Source organism: Pseudocitrobacter sp. RIT415, assembly GCF_003057695.2.
In the GTDB taxonomy this organism is placed as follows: Bacteria; Pseudomonadota; Gammaproteobacteria; order Enterobacterales; family Enterobacteriaceae; genus Pseudocitrobacter; species Pseudocitrobacter faecalis.
The window spans coordinates 247,018-263,089 of sequence record NZ_QBJC02000004.1; the positions used below are offsets into that span (position 1 = coordinate 247,018).

The window sequence follows — 16,072 nt, forward strand, 5'->3', positions numbered from 1 at the left end:
TTATACAGTATTTCAGGTTTTCTCATGGCATTGACCGCTGCGCTGAAAGCGCAAATCGCCGCCTGGTATAAGGCGCTTCAGGAACAGATCCCGGACTTTATTCCCCGTGCGCCGCAGCGGCAGATGATTGCTGACGTGGCAAAAACGCTCGCCGGGGAAGAGGGGCGGCATCTGGCTATCGAAGCGCCGACCGGCGTCGGGAAAACCCTTTCTTATCTCATTCCCGGCATTGCGATTGCCTGGGAAGAGCAAAAAACACTGGTCGTCAGTACCGCCAACGTCGCGTTGCAGGATCAGATCTACAGTAAAGATCTCCCGCTACTGCGCAAAATCATCCCCGATCTTAAGTTTACCGCCGCCTTTGGTCGCGGGCGCTACGTTTGCCCGCGTAACCTCAACGGGCTGGCGAGCACCGAGCCCAATCAGCAGGATCTGCTCGCGTTTCTGGATGACGACCTCACGCCGAACAATCAGGAGGAGCAGAAACGTTGTGCGAAACTGAAGGCCGACCTGGATAGCTATAAATGGGATGGCCTGCGCGATCATACGGATATCGCGATTAACGATGATTTATGGCGACGCCTGAGCACCGATAAAGCAAGCTGCCTGAACCGCAATTGCCTCTATTATCGCGAGTGCCCGTTCTTCGTCGCGCGGCGCGAGATCCAGGAAGCGGAAGTGGTGGTCGCTAACCACGCGCTGGTGATGGCCGCAATGGAAAGCGAAGCGGTGCTGCCGGAGCCGAAAAACCTGCTGCTTGTTTTGGATGAAGGACATCATCTGCCAGATGTCGCACGTGATGCGCTGGAGATGAGCGCGGAAATTACTGCGCCCTGGTATCGCTTGCAGCTCGATCTTTTCGTCAAGCTGGTCGCGACCTGTATGGAGCAGTTTCGCCCGAAAACGACGCCGCCACTGGCTATCCCGGAGCGTTTGACCACTCACTGTGAAGAACTTTATGAGCTGATTGCTTCACTCAACAACATTCTGAATTTATATCTTCCGGCGACCCAGGAAGCAGAACACCGTTTTGCGATGGGCGAGTTACCCGAAGAGATCATGGAAATAGTCCAGCGGCTGGCAAAGCTCACCGAAATGCTGCGTGGGCTGGCGGAACTGTTTTTAAACGATCTCAGTGAGAAAACGGGTTCGCACGATATCGTGCGTTTGCATCGCGTTATCCTGCAAATGAACCGCGCACTGGGCATGTTTGAGGCGCAAAGCAAGCTCTGGCGTCTGGCGTCGCTGGCGCAAGCCTCCGGCGCGCCGGTCTCTAAGTGGGCGACGCGCGACACGCGTGATGGTCAGATGCATCTGTGGTTTAACTGCGTGGGTATCCGCGTCAGCGATCAGCTTGAACGTTTACTTTGGCGCAGCGTGCCGCACATCGTAGTGACTTCCGCGACCCTGCGGTCTCTCAATAGTTTCTCGCGTTTGCAGGAGATGAGCGGCCTGAAAGAAAAAGCGGGCGATCGCTTCGTCGCGCTCGACTCGCCGTTTAATCACGTTGAGCAGGGTAAAATCGTCATTCCACAAATGCGCTACGAGCCGTTAATGGAAAACGAAGAGTTGCACATTGCTGAAATGGCGGCCTATTTCCGCGAGGCGCTGGAAAGTAAAAAACACAAAGGTATGCTGGTGCTGTTTGCCAGCAACCGCGCGATGCAGCGTTTTCTGGAGCACGTGACTGATTTGCGCCTTTTGCTGTTGGTGCAGGGCGACCAACCGCGTTATCGGCTGGTGGAATTACATCGCAAACGCGTTGAAAACGGCGAGCGTAGTGTGCTGGTGGGGCTACAATCATTTGCAGAAGGGCTCGATTTAAAAGGCGAACTGCTAAGCCAGGTGCATATCCACAAAATCGCCTTCCCGCCCATCGACAGCCCGGTGGTGATTACCGAAGGTGAATGGCTGAAAAGCCTGAACCGTTATCCGTTTGAAGTGCAAAGCCTGCCCAGCGCATCATTTAACCTGATTCAACAGGTGGGACGACTGATTCGTAGCCATGGCTGCTGGGGCGAAGTGGTGATTTACGATAAACGCCTGTTGACCAAAAACTACGGCCAGCGCCTGTTGAATGCGCTACCGGTATTTCCTATTGAGCAACCCGCGGTGCCCGATGTTAAAGTAAAAACCAAAGCTAAAACGACCCGTCGCAAAAAACGCTAATCGGCACGCGACACCGGACAAGGAGCATCTGATGGATTTACGCAATGTGATTAAAGAGATTGGCCGGGGTAAGAACCATGCCCGCGATCTGGATCAGGATACCGCGCGCAGTCTCTATACCCATATGCTGAATGGCGATGTGCCGGATCTCGAAATGGGCGGCATTTTGATTGCGCTGCGCATTAAAGGTGAAGGCGAGGCAGAGATGCTGGGCTTCTACGAGGCGATGCAGCAGCATACCCTGCGCCTGACGCCGCCGGTGGGTAAACCGATGCCGATTGTGATCCCGAGTTATAACGGCGCGCGTAAACAGGCCAACCTCACGCCGCTGTTAGCAATCCTCCTGCACAAAATTGGCTTCCCGGTGGTGGTGCACGGCGTGAGCGAAGATCCGACCCGGGTTATCAGCGAAACGATTTTTGAATTGCTGGGCATTGAACCTACCCGCCATGCGGGTCAGGCGCAGGCCAAACTGGATGGTCATCAGCCGGTGTATATCCCGGTGGGGGTGCTGTGTCCGTCGCTTGAAAAACAGCTTGCTATGCGCTGGCGAATGGGCGTGCGTAACAGTGCGCACACGCTGGCGAAGCTGGCGACGCCGTTTGCCGAAGATGCCGCGCTGCGCCTGTCGAGCGTCTCGCATCCGGAATATGTTGGGAAGGTGGCGAAATTTTTCTCGGATATCGGTGGTCGTGGGCTGTTGATGCACGGCACAGAAGGCGAAGTGTATGCTAACCCGCAGCGTTGCCCGCAAATCACGCTGATCGATGCGCAGGGTACACGCATTGTGAGCGAACGGCAGACGGAAACAGCAAGCGAAGTCTTACCTGAAGGTAAAGATCCGGAAGTGACTGCGCGCTGGATTGAACGCTGCGTGGCAGGAAGCGAGCCGGTGCCGCAATCGCTGAAAATCCAGATGGCGTGCTGCCTGCTGGCGGCAGGGGAGGTAGCCTCACTGGATGCAGGGCTGGCGAAGGTGGCGGAGTCTTATTAAGTGCCCGAAAAAGACAAAAAAAACCCGGCGTGGCATGCCGGGCGTCAAAAAGGGTATCAACAAGTTCAATGAGGGTTACAGCAACCGCCAGTGGGTTAAGCTGGCGGGGTACAACTTCTGGCAGTTAAATCTTTCGGTTATTTATAGATAACCGCAGTACCGCTAACTTTGTTGTTGGTGTTAGCAGAGGTGATGCTGTAAGCAGATGCGCCAGCCGCTTCTGCTTTCGCAGCCAGTTTTGCTTCCAGACCATCCAGAGTCGATGCACCTTCCGCAGAAACCACACCGATTTTGTTCATGTTCTGAGCCTGAGCTGCGCTTACGGATTCCGCAGCGAAAGCACCAAAGGACAGGGTAGACAGGGCAATAGCAGCAACAGCATATTTGATAGTTTTCATTTTCAATCTCTCGCAGGTTATTTGTTAGGGGACGATGTTCTGTCGATGTGATGAGTATCACGTTTTATTGCGAAAGAATAAATCGAAGAGAATTGATAGCCTTCATCAATAATTTTGAACAACTATTAATTTACTGATTATTAATAAATTATTTTCGCTATTAATGGTTTCGGAGGGGGATAATAACCTGCTCGATGAATTATGGCACTTTTTGCGACTTTTTTAGCCGAAAAAGGTGGTCGTAAAGATAACCGTTTGCGCTGTATTCTCAGGTAGAGAACTGTCAACGAAGCTGGCTATCTTTCGATCCTCTGCGATTATATCCTGCAAATGTAGAGTTATGTAAATCTTTCTCCTGCTGGCAGGTGACGCATAACTGCACACCTGGGATTGCCTGCCGACGCGCTTCTGGAATCGGTTCCCCGCATTCTTCACAAAATTTGCGGCTTTCTCCCTTAGGCAGACCACTTCTTGCCCGCGCCACGGCATCTTCAATGGTGCTATCGATTTGATCCTGCACGGCACCGTCGTTTGCCCAACCTGAAGCCATTGTCCACCTCCTGATTATTTATTGAGCTAATTATACTCAATATGGGGACGTCTCGCGTACAGACAAGGCCTAAATCTCCGACCATTCACGCAGCAGGTTATGATAGAGATTAAGCAGAGACAGCACTTCTTCGGATTCCCCGTGTCGGGTTTTTAGCGTTTGAATATTGCGGTCGAGGTCAAACAGCATCGCCCGGCGCTTATCGTCACGAATCATTGACTGGATCCACATAAACGAAGCAATACGCACGCCGCGCGTCACCGGCGTTACGCAGTGAAGGCTGCTGGAAGGGTAAAGAACCAGGTCGCCTGCCGGAAGCTTCACGCTGTGCTGCCCATAGGTATCGTTCACTACCAGTTCGCCACCGTCGTAGCTTTCCGGGTCGCTTAAAAAGAGTGTGGCGGAAAGGTCAGTGCGCATCCAGCCGCTTTGCGGGTGACTGCGCACGGCGCCATCCACGTGAAAGCCGTAGGTGTCCTGCTGCTGATAGCGGTTAAACAGCGGGGTGGAGATCGTCTTCGGTAGCGCGGCGGCAAAAAAGAGCGAATGCTGATTCAGCGCGGCCAGGACTCGTGCCTGAAGCGCGGCGTAGAGCGGGTTCTGGGTGTCAATTTGCTGATTGTTTTTAACCTGCGCGCCCTGGGTGCCAACCGTGGCGCGCCCGTCAATCCAGGGGGCGCGGTTGGCATCTTCCACTAACAGGTGAAGTTCATCGCCGTTCAGCACGCCCGGAATGTGGTACATCATGATGAGGTTCTCCTTGCCTGATGCGCTACGCTTATCAGGCCTACAGTAGGCCGAAGAAGCGCAGCGCCCCGGTAATGTGATTAGAAATGCACGTTCGCGGTTAACAGGAACGTTCTCGGCTCGCCGGGATGGTAACGGTAGCCGCTCTTATTAATCGAGGCGACATAATCCGTATCAAACAGGTTGTAGACGTTCAGTTGCAAATCGAGATTGCGGTTGATGCGATAACCCACTTTGGCATCCGCGACCCAGTAGCCTTCGGTATAAGACGGTGTGCCGACGGCACCATCGCTGCCACGATGCATGCTGCCCACATAGCGTGCGCCAGCGCCCACGGAAATATCGTCCGTTGCCTGATACTGCGACCACAGGGTAAAAGCGTGCTCTGGGGTGTAAGGCAGGGCAGAACTTCCGTCCTGCGCCACGTTCGCGCCTTCCCGAATCGATGCTTTTTGCTGCGTGTAACCACCAATAATCTGCCACTCCGGCGTAATGTTACCCGCGACAGACAGCTCGTAACCTTCGACACGCTTTTTACCGTACTGCGAATAGGTGCCGTCGTCATTCTGAGCGACTTCATTTTCGATGTCGGTGCGGAACAGCGCGGCGGTCAACAGCAGGCGCTTATCAAACAGCTGCCACTTGGTGCCCACTTCGCTGGTTTTCGCTTTTTGCGGTTTGAAGTCGGTGCGGTTGGCGCTATTTCCGGTTCCGCCCTGGGCCAGCGCGAAGTTACTGCCGCCCGGAGGCTGCTGGGAAATCGCGTAGTTCACATAGATATTGCCCTGTTCAGTCAGGTGATAGAGCGCACCGGCTTTCCAGTTCACCAGGTTGCCTGATTTCGCCGTATCGACAGTTTTAATTGGCGAGCCTTTCGGCGTGCCGGTCGGGCAGGTGAGCGCACCACGGCCAGAACCGCCGCAGGCCGTCGAACTGTCGTATTCAGTGTGGTAGTTATCCAGACGAATGCCGCCGTTCAGCTCGAAATCATGGGTAATTTGCAGCGTATCAAAGGCGTAGATGCCGAATGTGTCGGTTTGGCCATTAGCGTTCGCGCCGCTACGATGCAGGCTGCCGACGTTGATATTGCTGTTCGGGCTGTAGATATTCACCGGCGGGGCGGTGATCGCGTTCACGCCATAGTTGGTTTGCGTCTCGCGGGTGAACTCAACGCCAGTACTGATATCGTGACCGACCGCACCGGTATAAAATTTCGAGGTCAGGTTGGTCTGGTTGGTGAGGATCTTGTTGCTGACATCCTTGGTGTTCGGCGTGCGCGTCCAGGTCCAGCTACCGACGTTGTTTGGATCCGGCATGCCGATATTGCTGGCACCGCCCATCACCGCCGTCATCAGGTAGTCCTGCTTCACACGCGACCAGCGAGTGGTGTTTCGGATGGTCGTGGTGTCATTGAAATCATGCTCGAAGCGCATAGTGGCGGTATCAGTGGTGGAGTCGTCGTAATCGGAATCCGTACCATAGAAGTTGCTGGTGTTCACCTTGCCGGAACCGTTCAGCGCAGAGGTTGCCGCGTTTGGCGCTGAGTAACCCGGCAGGCCGATAGTCGGGATACCGCCATCCGGGGTATTGTGCTGGGTAACGTGCAGATAGTTCAGGTAAAGACGGTTTTCTGTCCCCAGACCGAAGGCCACGGAAGGCGCAACGCCGTAGCGTTCATTCTGTACTTTATCACGGCCCGCATCGTGGGTTTTCTCGCCCATCACGTTCAGACGCACGGCGGAGGTTTCGCCGATCGCTTCGTTAATATCGAGCGTGCCGCGGCGGAACCACGCGCTGCCGATGCTGGCGGAGGCGTCGATCCCGGAATCCAGGCGCGGCTGCTTGCTGATCATATTGATCGAACCGGTTGGTGCACTGCGCCCATAGTCGCTGCCCGACGGGCCTTTGATCACTTCCACCTGCTCGGTATTGAACGTATCGCGCGAGACGCTGCCGATATCGCGTACGCCATCGACATAGATACTGTTTGAAGTATCCGCGCCACGCATATAAATGGCGTCACCGGTTGACGAACTGCCGTTTTCCCCGGCGAAGAAGGCACCCACGCCAGGCACATTCTTCAGCGCATCGGTCAGGTTATTCACGCCCTGATCTTTTAACACCTGATCGGAAATCACGGTAACGGTACGCGTAGTATCCGCAATCGGGCGGCTGAATTTCGGGTCGGCGGATTTCTGCGGCGCGTAGAGGGAAGGTGCCTGCGCCTCCACCACCAGCGTATCAGCGGATTTTTGATCTTTACTGTCGGCGGCGGCTGCCTGACCAACCGGTGTTAAACCGATACACAGGCCCGTAAAGAAAGTGAGTGAACTAAAACTGTTGAACGGTAAATTGCGATTATTATCCATATAAATGAGCGTCTTATAATTTTTAACGAGCTGTTTTTACGATGACAGCAGAGCACTTCTTTGCCCCGGTCACGGCAGGTTTTACAAATACGTTTGATAATGATTGTGAGAAGCATTATCAAACGCGTAACTTTCTAACACTCATTTATGGAAAAATAAATACAAAAATTTACATTTGCTCCTTTTTTTATACATAAGGCTCAGGGAGTGTAAGGGCTTTTAGCCGAACGCTGCGTGTGATAGCCGATTCGAAAATCGGACATTTGCGAAAGGGGTAACTTTGATTATCTTCCCTGCCAAAAGAGCAGAGAAGATAATGAGAAATGAAAATCACAAGGTGGAATATTCAACAACTGTGTTCGTTGTGGCGAAGCGTATCTTTGCGAACCCGTTCAATATGAATGGTTAAAAACATAATCTCTTCGGTGGTGAGTTCGCGCTGATACGTATTACGGATATGCAGCGCGATTTTTTCCGCACACTTCCAGGCGAGGGCGTAGTTCTCTTTTACGGCGTCGTGCAGGGTTTCATCATCATCAGGCACAACGTTACGCGACAGCATACGTTGGGCAAAAAATTTCAGGTGGGTGACAAACCGTTGATAGCTTAACGTGCTGGTGTCATATTCCAGCCGCAGCTGATATTTCACTAACTGTAGAATCTCCTGCATCACCTGGGTGATATGCATGACTTCCGGCATTTCACTGTTAAGCTGCCCGGTCACCAGGTGCAATGCAATAAAGCCCGCTTCATCTTCCGGTAGCTCGACGCCAAGCCGCTGGGCTATTATGGCCCTGGCCTCATTACCCAGTTCAAACTCGCGCGGATAAAGACGTTGCGTTTCCCACAGCAGGGCATTCTTAATCGCTAAACCTTTCTTTTGTCTCTCGATGGCGTAGTGGCAGTGATCGGTCAGGGTGATATAAAGGCTTTCCTGCAGCTTTCCTAACCGACTACGCGCCAGGTCAATAATACGGTCGCAGGTCGTAATCACTTCTAGCGGAATTTGGCTTAGCAGTTCGCCCAGGCGTCGGGTCAATTCGTCACTCTGTAAGGCAAAAACCTTTTCGATACGCGAGGTATCCAGTGTGTCTCCTGCGCGTTTCTGAAAGGCTAAACCGCGCCCCATAACGACCTGTTCTCGTTGTTGCGCATCCAGAATAACCACGACATTATTATTCAATATTTTTGCGATGATCATCGGATCCTCAAAAATCAAAAAACCTGATCCATAATAATCGCTGGAAATCAGGTTTTGTTAGCTAAAGCTGTCACAATCCGCGGCGCAATCTATCACCGAATGATTCCCTTTAAAAACCTAAGGGCAAAAAACGTGAGATTGATCCGCCGCGTTCCTCTTCGAGATCAGAATAACCTGAATCGATATTCCATAATGACTTCTGCCGATAATGTATGGGTGCGGGTATAATGACCGTTAGTGAGTACAGGTGTTTTCCCGCTCGCTTTATACGACCAGCCAGGCCCGAACATCGCCCAAAAGGTGAAGTTTTTGAAGTACGCATCAGTGGGTGCCCAACGGGTAAAAGCATTGAGCTCCCCGCTGCGTACGTGATTGCCTTTATAATTAAACTGCCCAATATTCCCAGCCAGACCCACGCCCAGATTAGGCGTTAAGCGATATTCAGTCATGTTGGCAAACATCAGTTCGCCGTCACGCAGATAATCGTCACCCGCATAAGCCATCGAGATAAAGGTGCCGCGCGAATTCTTACTCATATGACGTGGATAAAATCCCACTTCGTTGGCTTTTTGAGCGTCGGTATAACCGATTCCCGATTTACTGCTCCAGCGCTCGCCTTTCCAGGTGGCATCCACGGCGAAGTGCCAGGCGTTATTATCAAAATCTCGCTTATTTGCTGGCATTGCGCGGTACGCTTCCTGCGCATGCGTGCCATAAATTTGTGTGCCGATTGTCCAGTCAGAGGTCGGACGAAGTTGCGTGAACAGGATGTGGCGTTGTAAATAGTTTTTGCTTTCTCCCCAGGCATACTGCGCATCGAACCCGTCACTTTTCCAGAGAATTTCACCGCTTGTCAGATAGCCAATATCTTTGCCGGTGTTGGTCTGAAACTGTTTTTTATCCGGCGAGTTTCGGTCCATGGAATTTTCCATCCACGCACCGCGTAGGGTAAGCTGTCCATAATTTATACCTCCACTAATGCCTGAGTAGGTCGTCGGGGAGAGACGTGTTGACGTCGAGATGACGCCATAGTTTTTCAGCATCTGCCATCCCCAACGCGCATTGAGCTGCAAATCCTCAATAGCATATTTCAGCTTAATGTTTCGTTGTCCGAACTTTGAATATCCTTCAGCATTGTTTTTATTGTTACCCGTTCCATTATTATAGAGTACGCCGCGCGAGTTAAAATAATCACTGGCCCCTAATTTGATGGCGCTATAATAAGTGACATCAAAACCAATGATATCGGCGAAATAGCCAGATTGAAAATCTGCGGCAAAGCCCTGGCCCCATGCGTTATGTACATGCTTGGGGTTAGCGTTTTCTTCTTTCAGGTATTTCCAGTAGTTCTTTGCTGATAGCGTGAGCTGTGAGTCTGTGAAAAATGCATCATTCAAGAAAGCGTTCTCGCTTGCCCAAACGGGCGAAGAAAGCCCGCACGTTAACAACGTGAGAGTAATATACTTAAGCATCATCCGTTCCTGAAAAAAGGACCGTCGCAGCAATTGAGACAGAGGAGACACTGCAAACGGCCAAAATAAAAAAGAGAAAGCGTTTATTTGTTGCTGAGCGCCTTTTTACCGGCCTCGACATACTTCATCGTGCCAATTTCGGGTACGCTATATTTGCCATCTTTATAGGTGATTTTGACGACTGCGGCATTGGTGAGCGGCAGATTTTTGGCCGGATTATCGGTCAGATCGGAGATCATTATCTGCATTGATGTCCCGGACGAGATCGCCAGAATATTTTTGTCGCCTTCTTTTTTCGCCGTTTCAACAATGGTGTCCAGCGCTGCCTGGGTGCGGGTTTTCACCTGCTCATAGTTTTCAGCCAAATGCTGCGGATCTGCCTTCGCCAGCGCATTTTGGTTGTCTTTTACCGGCAGCGTACCTGATTTCATCGCGGTAAACAGTGCTTTCGCATCGCTCAATCCTAATTCATGCGCGCCAGCATTGGCCATATCTTTGTTATAGCCACCTTCAAAACTACCAAAAAAGGCTTCGCGTAAACCTTCCAGCTCGGTGAGATGATAATTTGTTACGCCAGCCTGCTGAAGAATAACCGCCATGGTTTCGCGCTGGCGCCCGGCATCGCTGGAATAAAAACGGTCAAATTTAATGTCTTTCAATCCTTCGCCTAAATAACGGGCAACCTCTTTACCTTCTGGGGTGAGCGGTGAATCGGCCCACCCCTGAACGCGATCTAACGTATTAAGCAGTGTTTTACCATGGCGAGCAAAATAGATATTAATAGCCTCATCCTGGCTGTTTTTATCATTAACCTGCGCCAGGATCGTTGGGCTTGCAGTGGCGGTAACCACCATTAATACACTGAGTAACCATCTTTTCATTGTTGCGTCGTCCTTTTTTAGCCAAAAAAAAACCTACGTGCTCTTCTTGTTCCCAATAGAGAGGGAGAGAAGAAAACGTAGGTTTTGCCTGTTGAAACAGTAACAATCCAGTTTCAGCGGACATTACCACTAATATTTATTTCGTGCATCAGATTTATAACGGTGAAGTATATAAATGTGATCCTCCTCATATCAGGAATATCTCACTTCTTAATTTTGAGAGCACGTCACGGAATGGCGTAATATGCAAAGAAAGGTGATCGTTATCACAAAAAACCATTTCACCGTCTGGACGTAATCACCGACAAGACGTATTTTCGTTAGCAACTCGGGATTGTTACTGATTCAGGCAAAACCTAAGGCACTTTCTGCACACGTTGCAGCAGGGGCCTTAGGTTTTTTTTTGCATTGTATTTATCCCCCAGAGATAACAGGAGCTACGATGAAGATAACGTTAATTGCCGCCGCGCTGATTTCCGCGATAAGTTTTACAGTTTCTGCCGATCCGCTAAAAATTCTGATTGTGAATGATGACGGCTGTGAATCTCCCGGCAGCATCCAGCTTCAGGAAAAGCTTACTCAAAAAGGTTATGACGCCTGGATGGTTGCCCCGGCGACCAATCAAAGCGGTATTGGCTCTGCGATAACGTTCAAAACCGGTAAGGTTTTTGACGTTAAAAAAGTCGCCGATAAACGTTACTGCTTCCCGGGTACGCCGGCGGACTCCGTTGATTTTGGTCTGCAGGGGCTGTTGAAAGATAATCCTCCCGATCTGGTTATTTCTGGCGTTAATGATGGCCCGAATACCGGGATGGCGCAGGTGAATTCCGGTACCGTGAGCGCTGCCGCACGCGCTATTCGCTATGGTTTCCCGGCGATTGCCGCCAGCATTGGCTACATCTACACCGAAGATGAAATGAAAAACAAATGGCCAAGTACACATAAATACTGGCCTGATGCGATTGATTACGTCGTTGAGGTGGTAGGGAAACTTAACGACAAATCGGTATCCGACAGCGCTTTATTGCCGAAAGGCTCCGGGTTAAGTATTAACTATCCGCCGCTGCCAAAAGAACAAATTAGAGGTGTTCACTTCGTTGAAAATGAAATGTTCCCTACGCCACAGATTGGCTATGACATTTTGCCTGACGGAACCGCTAAGCAGACGATTAATCCGGCATCTTTAAATAATACTCTGGATGACACTGATTCGGGCTGGCTAAATAAAGGTTACATCACCTATACGTTGATTGATGGCGCGTGGAACGCCCCGCAATATCAGGCGCAATATGAAAAGATGTTGAAAAAATAGTTTTACCTCGCGCCGGAAGAGACATAAAGGATTGTTACTGCTTAAGCAGGCAAAACCTGATACATCAGTGGAGATGCTTCGCTGATGATCAGGTTTTTTTATTTGAGTACGGATGAAGTCGATGAAAATGAAATATGAAGATCTGGCACAGGATATTCTCCGCCATGTAGGAGGGCGCGAGAACGTGAGTAGCCTGGTGCATTGCGCCACCCGTCTACGCTTTAAGCTGAAGGATGACGGCAAAGCGGATGCCGACGCGCTGAAGAAGAACCCGGATGTCATTATGGTGGTGGAAAGCGGCGGGCAGTTTCAGGTCGTGGTCGGTAACCACGTTCATGATGTCTGGCAGGCCGTATGCCAGGCCGGGGGCATCACAGACGATGCGCCTGCTGACAAAGAGAAGTCAGATAAAAAGACCGGAGTGCTGGCGGCGTTTATCGACATGGTTTCCGGTATTTTCACTCCGTTCCTTGGCGTACTGGCTGCCTGCGGTATCATGAAAGGTTTTCTGGCGCTCAGCGTTGCTTTTGGTTGGCTCAGTGAAACCGGAGGTACCTGGCGCATTCTGTTTGCCGCCAGCGACACCCTGTTTTATTTCCTGCCTATTGTGCTGGGCTATACCGCCGGGAAAAAGTTTGGCGGTAATCCCTTTATTACGATGGTCATCGGCGGCGCGCTGGTGCATCCGATGATGGTCGAAGCGTTTAGCCTGAGCGGCGATAACGCGGCACTACATTTCCTGGGCATCCCGGTGGTGCTTATCAATTACACGTCGTCGGTAATTCCGGTGATTTGTGCCGCGTGGTTCTCCTGCTGGCTGGAAAAACGCTGCAACACCCTTTTCCCGGCGGCGGTTAAAAACTTCTTAACTCCGCTGGCGTGTCTGGCGATTACCATTCCGCTGACGTTTTTGGCGATTGGGCCGCTCGCGTCGGGGCTTGGCGAACTGCTCGCGACGGGCTTCCAGGCGATATACAAATTTGCGCCGTGGCTGGCGGGAGGGATCCTTGGCGGTCTGTGGCAGGTATGTGTGATTTTTGGCCTGCACTGGGGGCTTATTCCGCTGATGATGAACAACATGGCGGTCTTCGGTCATGACCCGATGCTGGCGATATTACTGCCTGCGGTGTTTGGTCAGGTCGGTGCGGCGCTGGGTGTCTTCCTGAAAACTCGCGAACAGCGCCTGAAGGCATTGTCGGGTTCGGCAACGATTGCTGGCGTTTTTGGTATTACTGAACCTGCCGTTTACGGGGTGACACTCCCATACCGTCGTCCCTTTATTTTTGGCTGCGTGGGCGGTGCCCTTGGCGGCGCGGTCGTGGGATTCAGCCTGAGCCAGGTTTACTCCTTTGGCCTGGCGAGCATCTTTACGGTGGCGCAAATTATTCCCCCAACGGGAATCGACTTTACCGTCTGGGGCGCGATGATGGGTGTGGCCGTCGCCTTTATTTTCAGTGTCGTGATGACATATTTTGTTGGCCTTCCTGCAGAGAAAACCGCAGAAAGTGCCAAACCGGTTAGCGTGAGCGCAATTGTCGATGAAAACACCGTGCTGGCTCCGCTTAGCGGCGTAAGTCTGCCGCTTAATGAGGTGCCGGATGCCACATTCGCCAGCGGTTTGATGGGGGCAGGAGCCGCCATTATTCCATCGGAAGGCCGCGTCGTCGCACCTTTTAGCGGCGAAGTCGCCAGCCTTTTTGCCACTCGCCACGCGATTGGTTTACTCAGTGACTCGGGAATTGAAATTCTCATTCACGTTGGTATTGATACGGTAAAACTCAACGGTGAACACTTCACCGCACACATAAAAGAAGGGGACAGGATTGCGCCAGGCGATCTGCTTATTACCTTCGATCGTGATGCCATTCTGGCAAAAGGTTTTGACCTGTGTACACCGGTCATTATGAGCAATAGCGATGACTATCAGGGGCTGGAGCAAAAGAACGAAACCCCTTATGTCAATGCGGGCGATCCTTTCCTCTCTGTCAAACGCTGAAATTAAGGTAGATAAGATGAGCACAATATTTCCGGAAGAGTTTTTATGGGGCGGTGCGTTAGCCGCTAATCAGGTTGAAGGCGCATGGCAGGAAGATGGCAAAGGTATTTCCACCTCTGACATGCTGCCACAGGGCATATTCAGTGAGCCGGTAAAAAGCCGCGAAGGGATCAGCAGTATTAAAGACATCGCCATCGATTTTTATCATCGCTATCCAGAAGATATATCTCTGTTCGCGGAAATGGGCTTTACCTGCTTACGCGTGTCGATTGCCTGGACGCGTATATTCCCGATGGGCGATGAAAATGAGCCGAACGAGGCGGGCCTTGCGTGGTATGACAAACTGTTTGATGAGCTACTGGCACACAATATTCAACCGCTGGTCACCTTGTCACACTATGAAATGCCGTGGGGGCTGGTGGAAAATTATGGCGGTTGGGGAAATCGTAAGGTTATTACGTTCTTCGAACGTTATGCCCGGACGGTATTTACTCGTTACCAGCATAAAGTCAAACTGTGGCTGACTTTTAATGAGATCAATATGTCACTGCACGCGCCTTTGACTGGTGTCGGCCTGCAAAAAGGGTGCAGTAAAGCGGAAGTCTATCAGGCAATCCATCATCAGCTGGTTGCCAGTGGCCTGGCGGTGAAAGCCTGCCACGAAATTATCCCTGAAGCTAAAATCGGTAATATGTTGCTGGGCGGTTTAATGTATCCACTTACCTGTAAACCGGAAGATGTCTTCGCTACGTTGCAGGATAATCGCCAGTGGCAGTTCTTCGGCGATGTACAATGTCGTGGGCGTTATCCGGGGTATATGCAGCGTTATTTCCGTGAAAATGATATCGCGCTAAATGTCACCGAAGAAGATAACGCTGCACTCAGCCATACCGTCGATTTTATCTCTTTTAGCTATTACATGACCGGCTGCGTAACGGCAGACAGCGAGCTGGTTGAAAAGCTCAAAGGAAATATTCTGGATATGGTGCCGAACCCGCATCTGGAAAGCTCGGAATGGGGATGGCAAATTGATCCCATCGGTCTGCGAACACTGCTAAATGTCTTATGGGATCGCTATCAGAAACCGCTCTTTATCGTCGAAAATGGGTTGGGTGCGCAGGATAAACCGGAGGCTAACGGTGAAATCAATGACGATTACCGAATCAGTTATTTGAACGATCATCTGGTGCAGGTGCAGGAAGCTATTCAGGACGGCGTTGAGGTTATGGGATACACCTCATGGGGGCCGATTGATATTATCAGTGCCTCGAAAGCAGAAGTGACTAAACGCTACGGGTTTATTTACGTTGATTTAGCGCAGGACGGTTCCGGTACGCTTAACCGTAGCCGTAAGAAAAGTTTCTACTGGTATCAGAAAGTGATTGCGACACGTGGCGGTGCTTTGCAGCGATAGCCGCTATAGAAGAAGATAATAAAATAACCCCATCGGAGTATGATGGGGTTATTTTTGGGCGTTATTTATTTAATGCTGCACGTGCTTCGGCAAGTTCAGCTTTCGCTTCTTCCAGTTTCTTACTTTTTTTGCCGATTTTTTCCTGATTTCCCGTCTCACGGGCTTCCTTTAATTCCTCGGTGCGTTCTGCAACTTTACGCTCTTTTTCTTTAATTTTTTGCTCGCGATCTTTACGCAAAGAACTATCAGTACAATTACGATTGACCTCGCTCAACGCCTTTTCAAGGCCATTTACACGGTGTTGGTTGCCGTGCGTTTTGGCGTAATCAATTTGTCTTTCAATTTCCTGCTTTTTAGCGGCACAGCCGGTTTGTACTTCGGCATGTGTGGCGGTAGCAAACAGAGGAGCGATAAGAAGCAATGCAGGGATGAACTTTTTTTGAGAAAACATTGTTATGTGCCTTGTATGACGTTGAATAAATCCTTTGTGCAGGAAGTATATAAATTCCTTCCCTGAACGTAAATACACTGTTGCGGGGGGCGTCATCCCATAGTGTTAAATTTTTATC

General features: G+C 51.0%; 13 protein-coding genes. 5 read left to right on the forward strand and 8 right to left on the reverse strand.

The window, feature by feature from the left end:
• Positions 1 to 24: 24 nt before the first annotated feature.
• Both dinG and ybiB read left to right on the forward strand, forming a co-directional pair.
• Complete coding sequence (gene dinG / locus DBY68_RS06730; RefSeq protein ID WP_108473817.1) at positions 25 to 2,169, forward strand: ATP-dependent DNA helicase DinG; 2,145 nt, start codon at positions 25 to 27, stop codon at positions 2,167 to 2,169.
• A gap of 31 nt (positions 2,170 to 2,200) precedes the next feature.
• Positions 2,201 to 3,163, forward strand: a complete 963-nt coding sequence (gene ybiB, locus DBY68_RS06735; RefSeq protein WP_108473816.1) for a DNA-binding protein YbiB — start codon at positions 2,201 to 2,203, stop codon at positions 3,161 to 3,163.
• Between the two features lie 137 nt (positions 3,164 to 3,300).
• Here ybiB and ybiJ read toward each other — a convergent pair whose 3' ends face one another.
• The 7 genes from ybiJ to DBY68_RS06770 form a co-directional block, all read right to left on the reverse strand.
• Positions 3,301 to 3,561: a DUF1471 family protein YbiJ gene (gene ybiJ, locus DBY68_RS06740; protein ID WP_108473815.1), complete on the reverse strand. Its 261-nt coding sequence runs from the start codon at positions 3,559 to 3,561 to the stop codon at positions 3,301 to 3,303.
• Between the two features lie 283 nt (positions 3,562 to 3,844).
• Positions 3,845 to 4,111 carry a DksA/TraR family C4-type zinc finger protein gene (locus DBY68_RS06745; RefSeq protein WP_108473814.1) on the reverse strand — a complete coding sequence of 89 codons (267 nt, stop codon included), beginning with the start codon at positions 4,109 to 4,111 and terminating at the stop codon, positions 3,845 to 3,847.
• A gap of 69 nt (positions 4,112 to 4,180) precedes the next feature.
• The gene (gene ybiX / locus DBY68_RS06750; protein ID WP_108473813.1) at positions 4,181 to 4,858 is read right to left on the reverse strand and encodes a PKHD-type hydroxylase YbiX; all 678 of its coding nucleotides are present in this window, start codon (positions 4,856 to 4,858) and stop codon (positions 4,181 to 4,183) included.
• 80 nt (positions 4,859 to 4,938) lie between these two features.
• Positions 4,939 to 7,227, reverse strand: a complete 2,289-nt coding sequence (locus DBY68_RS06755; protein WP_108473812.1) for a catecholate siderophore receptor Fiu — start codon at positions 7,225 to 7,227, stop codon at positions 4,939 to 4,941.
• 346 nt (positions 7,228 to 7,573) lie between these two features.
• Positions 7,574 to 8,428: a BglG family transcription antiterminator LicT gene (gene bglG / locus DBY68_RS06760; RefSeq protein ID WP_108474095.1), complete on the reverse strand. Its 855-nt coding sequence runs from the start codon at positions 8,426 to 8,428 to the stop codon at positions 7,574 to 7,576.
• Between the two features lie 164 nt (positions 8,429 to 8,592).
• Complete coding sequence (locus DBY68_RS06765) at positions 8,593 to 9,900, reverse strand: OprD family outer membrane porin (protein ID WP_108473811.1); 1,308 nt, start codon at positions 9,898 to 9,900, stop codon at positions 8,593 to 8,595.
• Between the two features lie 83 nt (positions 9,901 to 9,983).
• Positions 9,984 to 10,781: a histidine phosphatase family protein gene (locus DBY68_RS06770; RefSeq protein WP_108473810.1), complete on the reverse strand. Its 798-nt coding sequence runs from the start codon at positions 10,779 to 10,781 to the stop codon at positions 9,984 to 9,986.
• Between the two features lie 442 nt (positions 10,782 to 11,223).
• On the opposite strand from DBY68_RS06770, the gene surE reads away from it, so the two are divergent.
• The 3 genes from surE (at position 11,224) to ascB (ending at position 15,503) form a co-directional block, all read left to right on the forward strand.
• Positions 11,224 to 12,093 (forward strand): 5'/3'-nucleotidase SurE, encoded by an 870-nt coding sequence (gene surE / locus DBY68_RS06775; RefSeq protein WP_108473809.1) that lies wholly within the window; start codon positions 11,224 to 11,226, stop codon positions 12,091 to 12,093.
• A gap of 127 nt (positions 12,094 to 12,220) precedes the next feature.
• Entirely contained in the window at positions 12,221 to 14,089 is a 1,869-nt protein-coding gene (bglF, locus tag DBY68_RS06780) for a PTS beta-glucoside transporter subunit IIABC (protein ID WP_108474094.1), read from the forward strand.
• 16 nt (positions 14,090 to 14,105) lie between these two features.
• Positions 14,106 to 15,503 carry a 6-phospho-beta-glucosidase gene (gene ascB / locus DBY68_RS06785; RefSeq protein ID WP_108473808.1) on the forward strand — a complete coding sequence of 466 codons (1,398 nt, stop codon included), beginning with the start codon at positions 14,106 to 14,108 and terminating at the stop codon, positions 15,501 to 15,503.
• 61 nt (positions 15,504 to 15,564) lie between these two features.
• Here ascB and DBY68_RS06790 read toward each other — a convergent pair whose 3' ends face one another.
• Positions 15,565 to 15,954 carry a DUF1090 domain-containing protein gene (locus tag DBY68_RS06790; protein ID WP_108473807.1) on the reverse strand — a complete coding sequence of 130 codons (390 nt, stop codon included), beginning with the start codon at positions 15,952 to 15,954 and terminating at the stop codon, positions 15,565 to 15,567.
• Between the last annotated feature and the right edge of the window lie 118 nt (positions 15,955 to 16,072).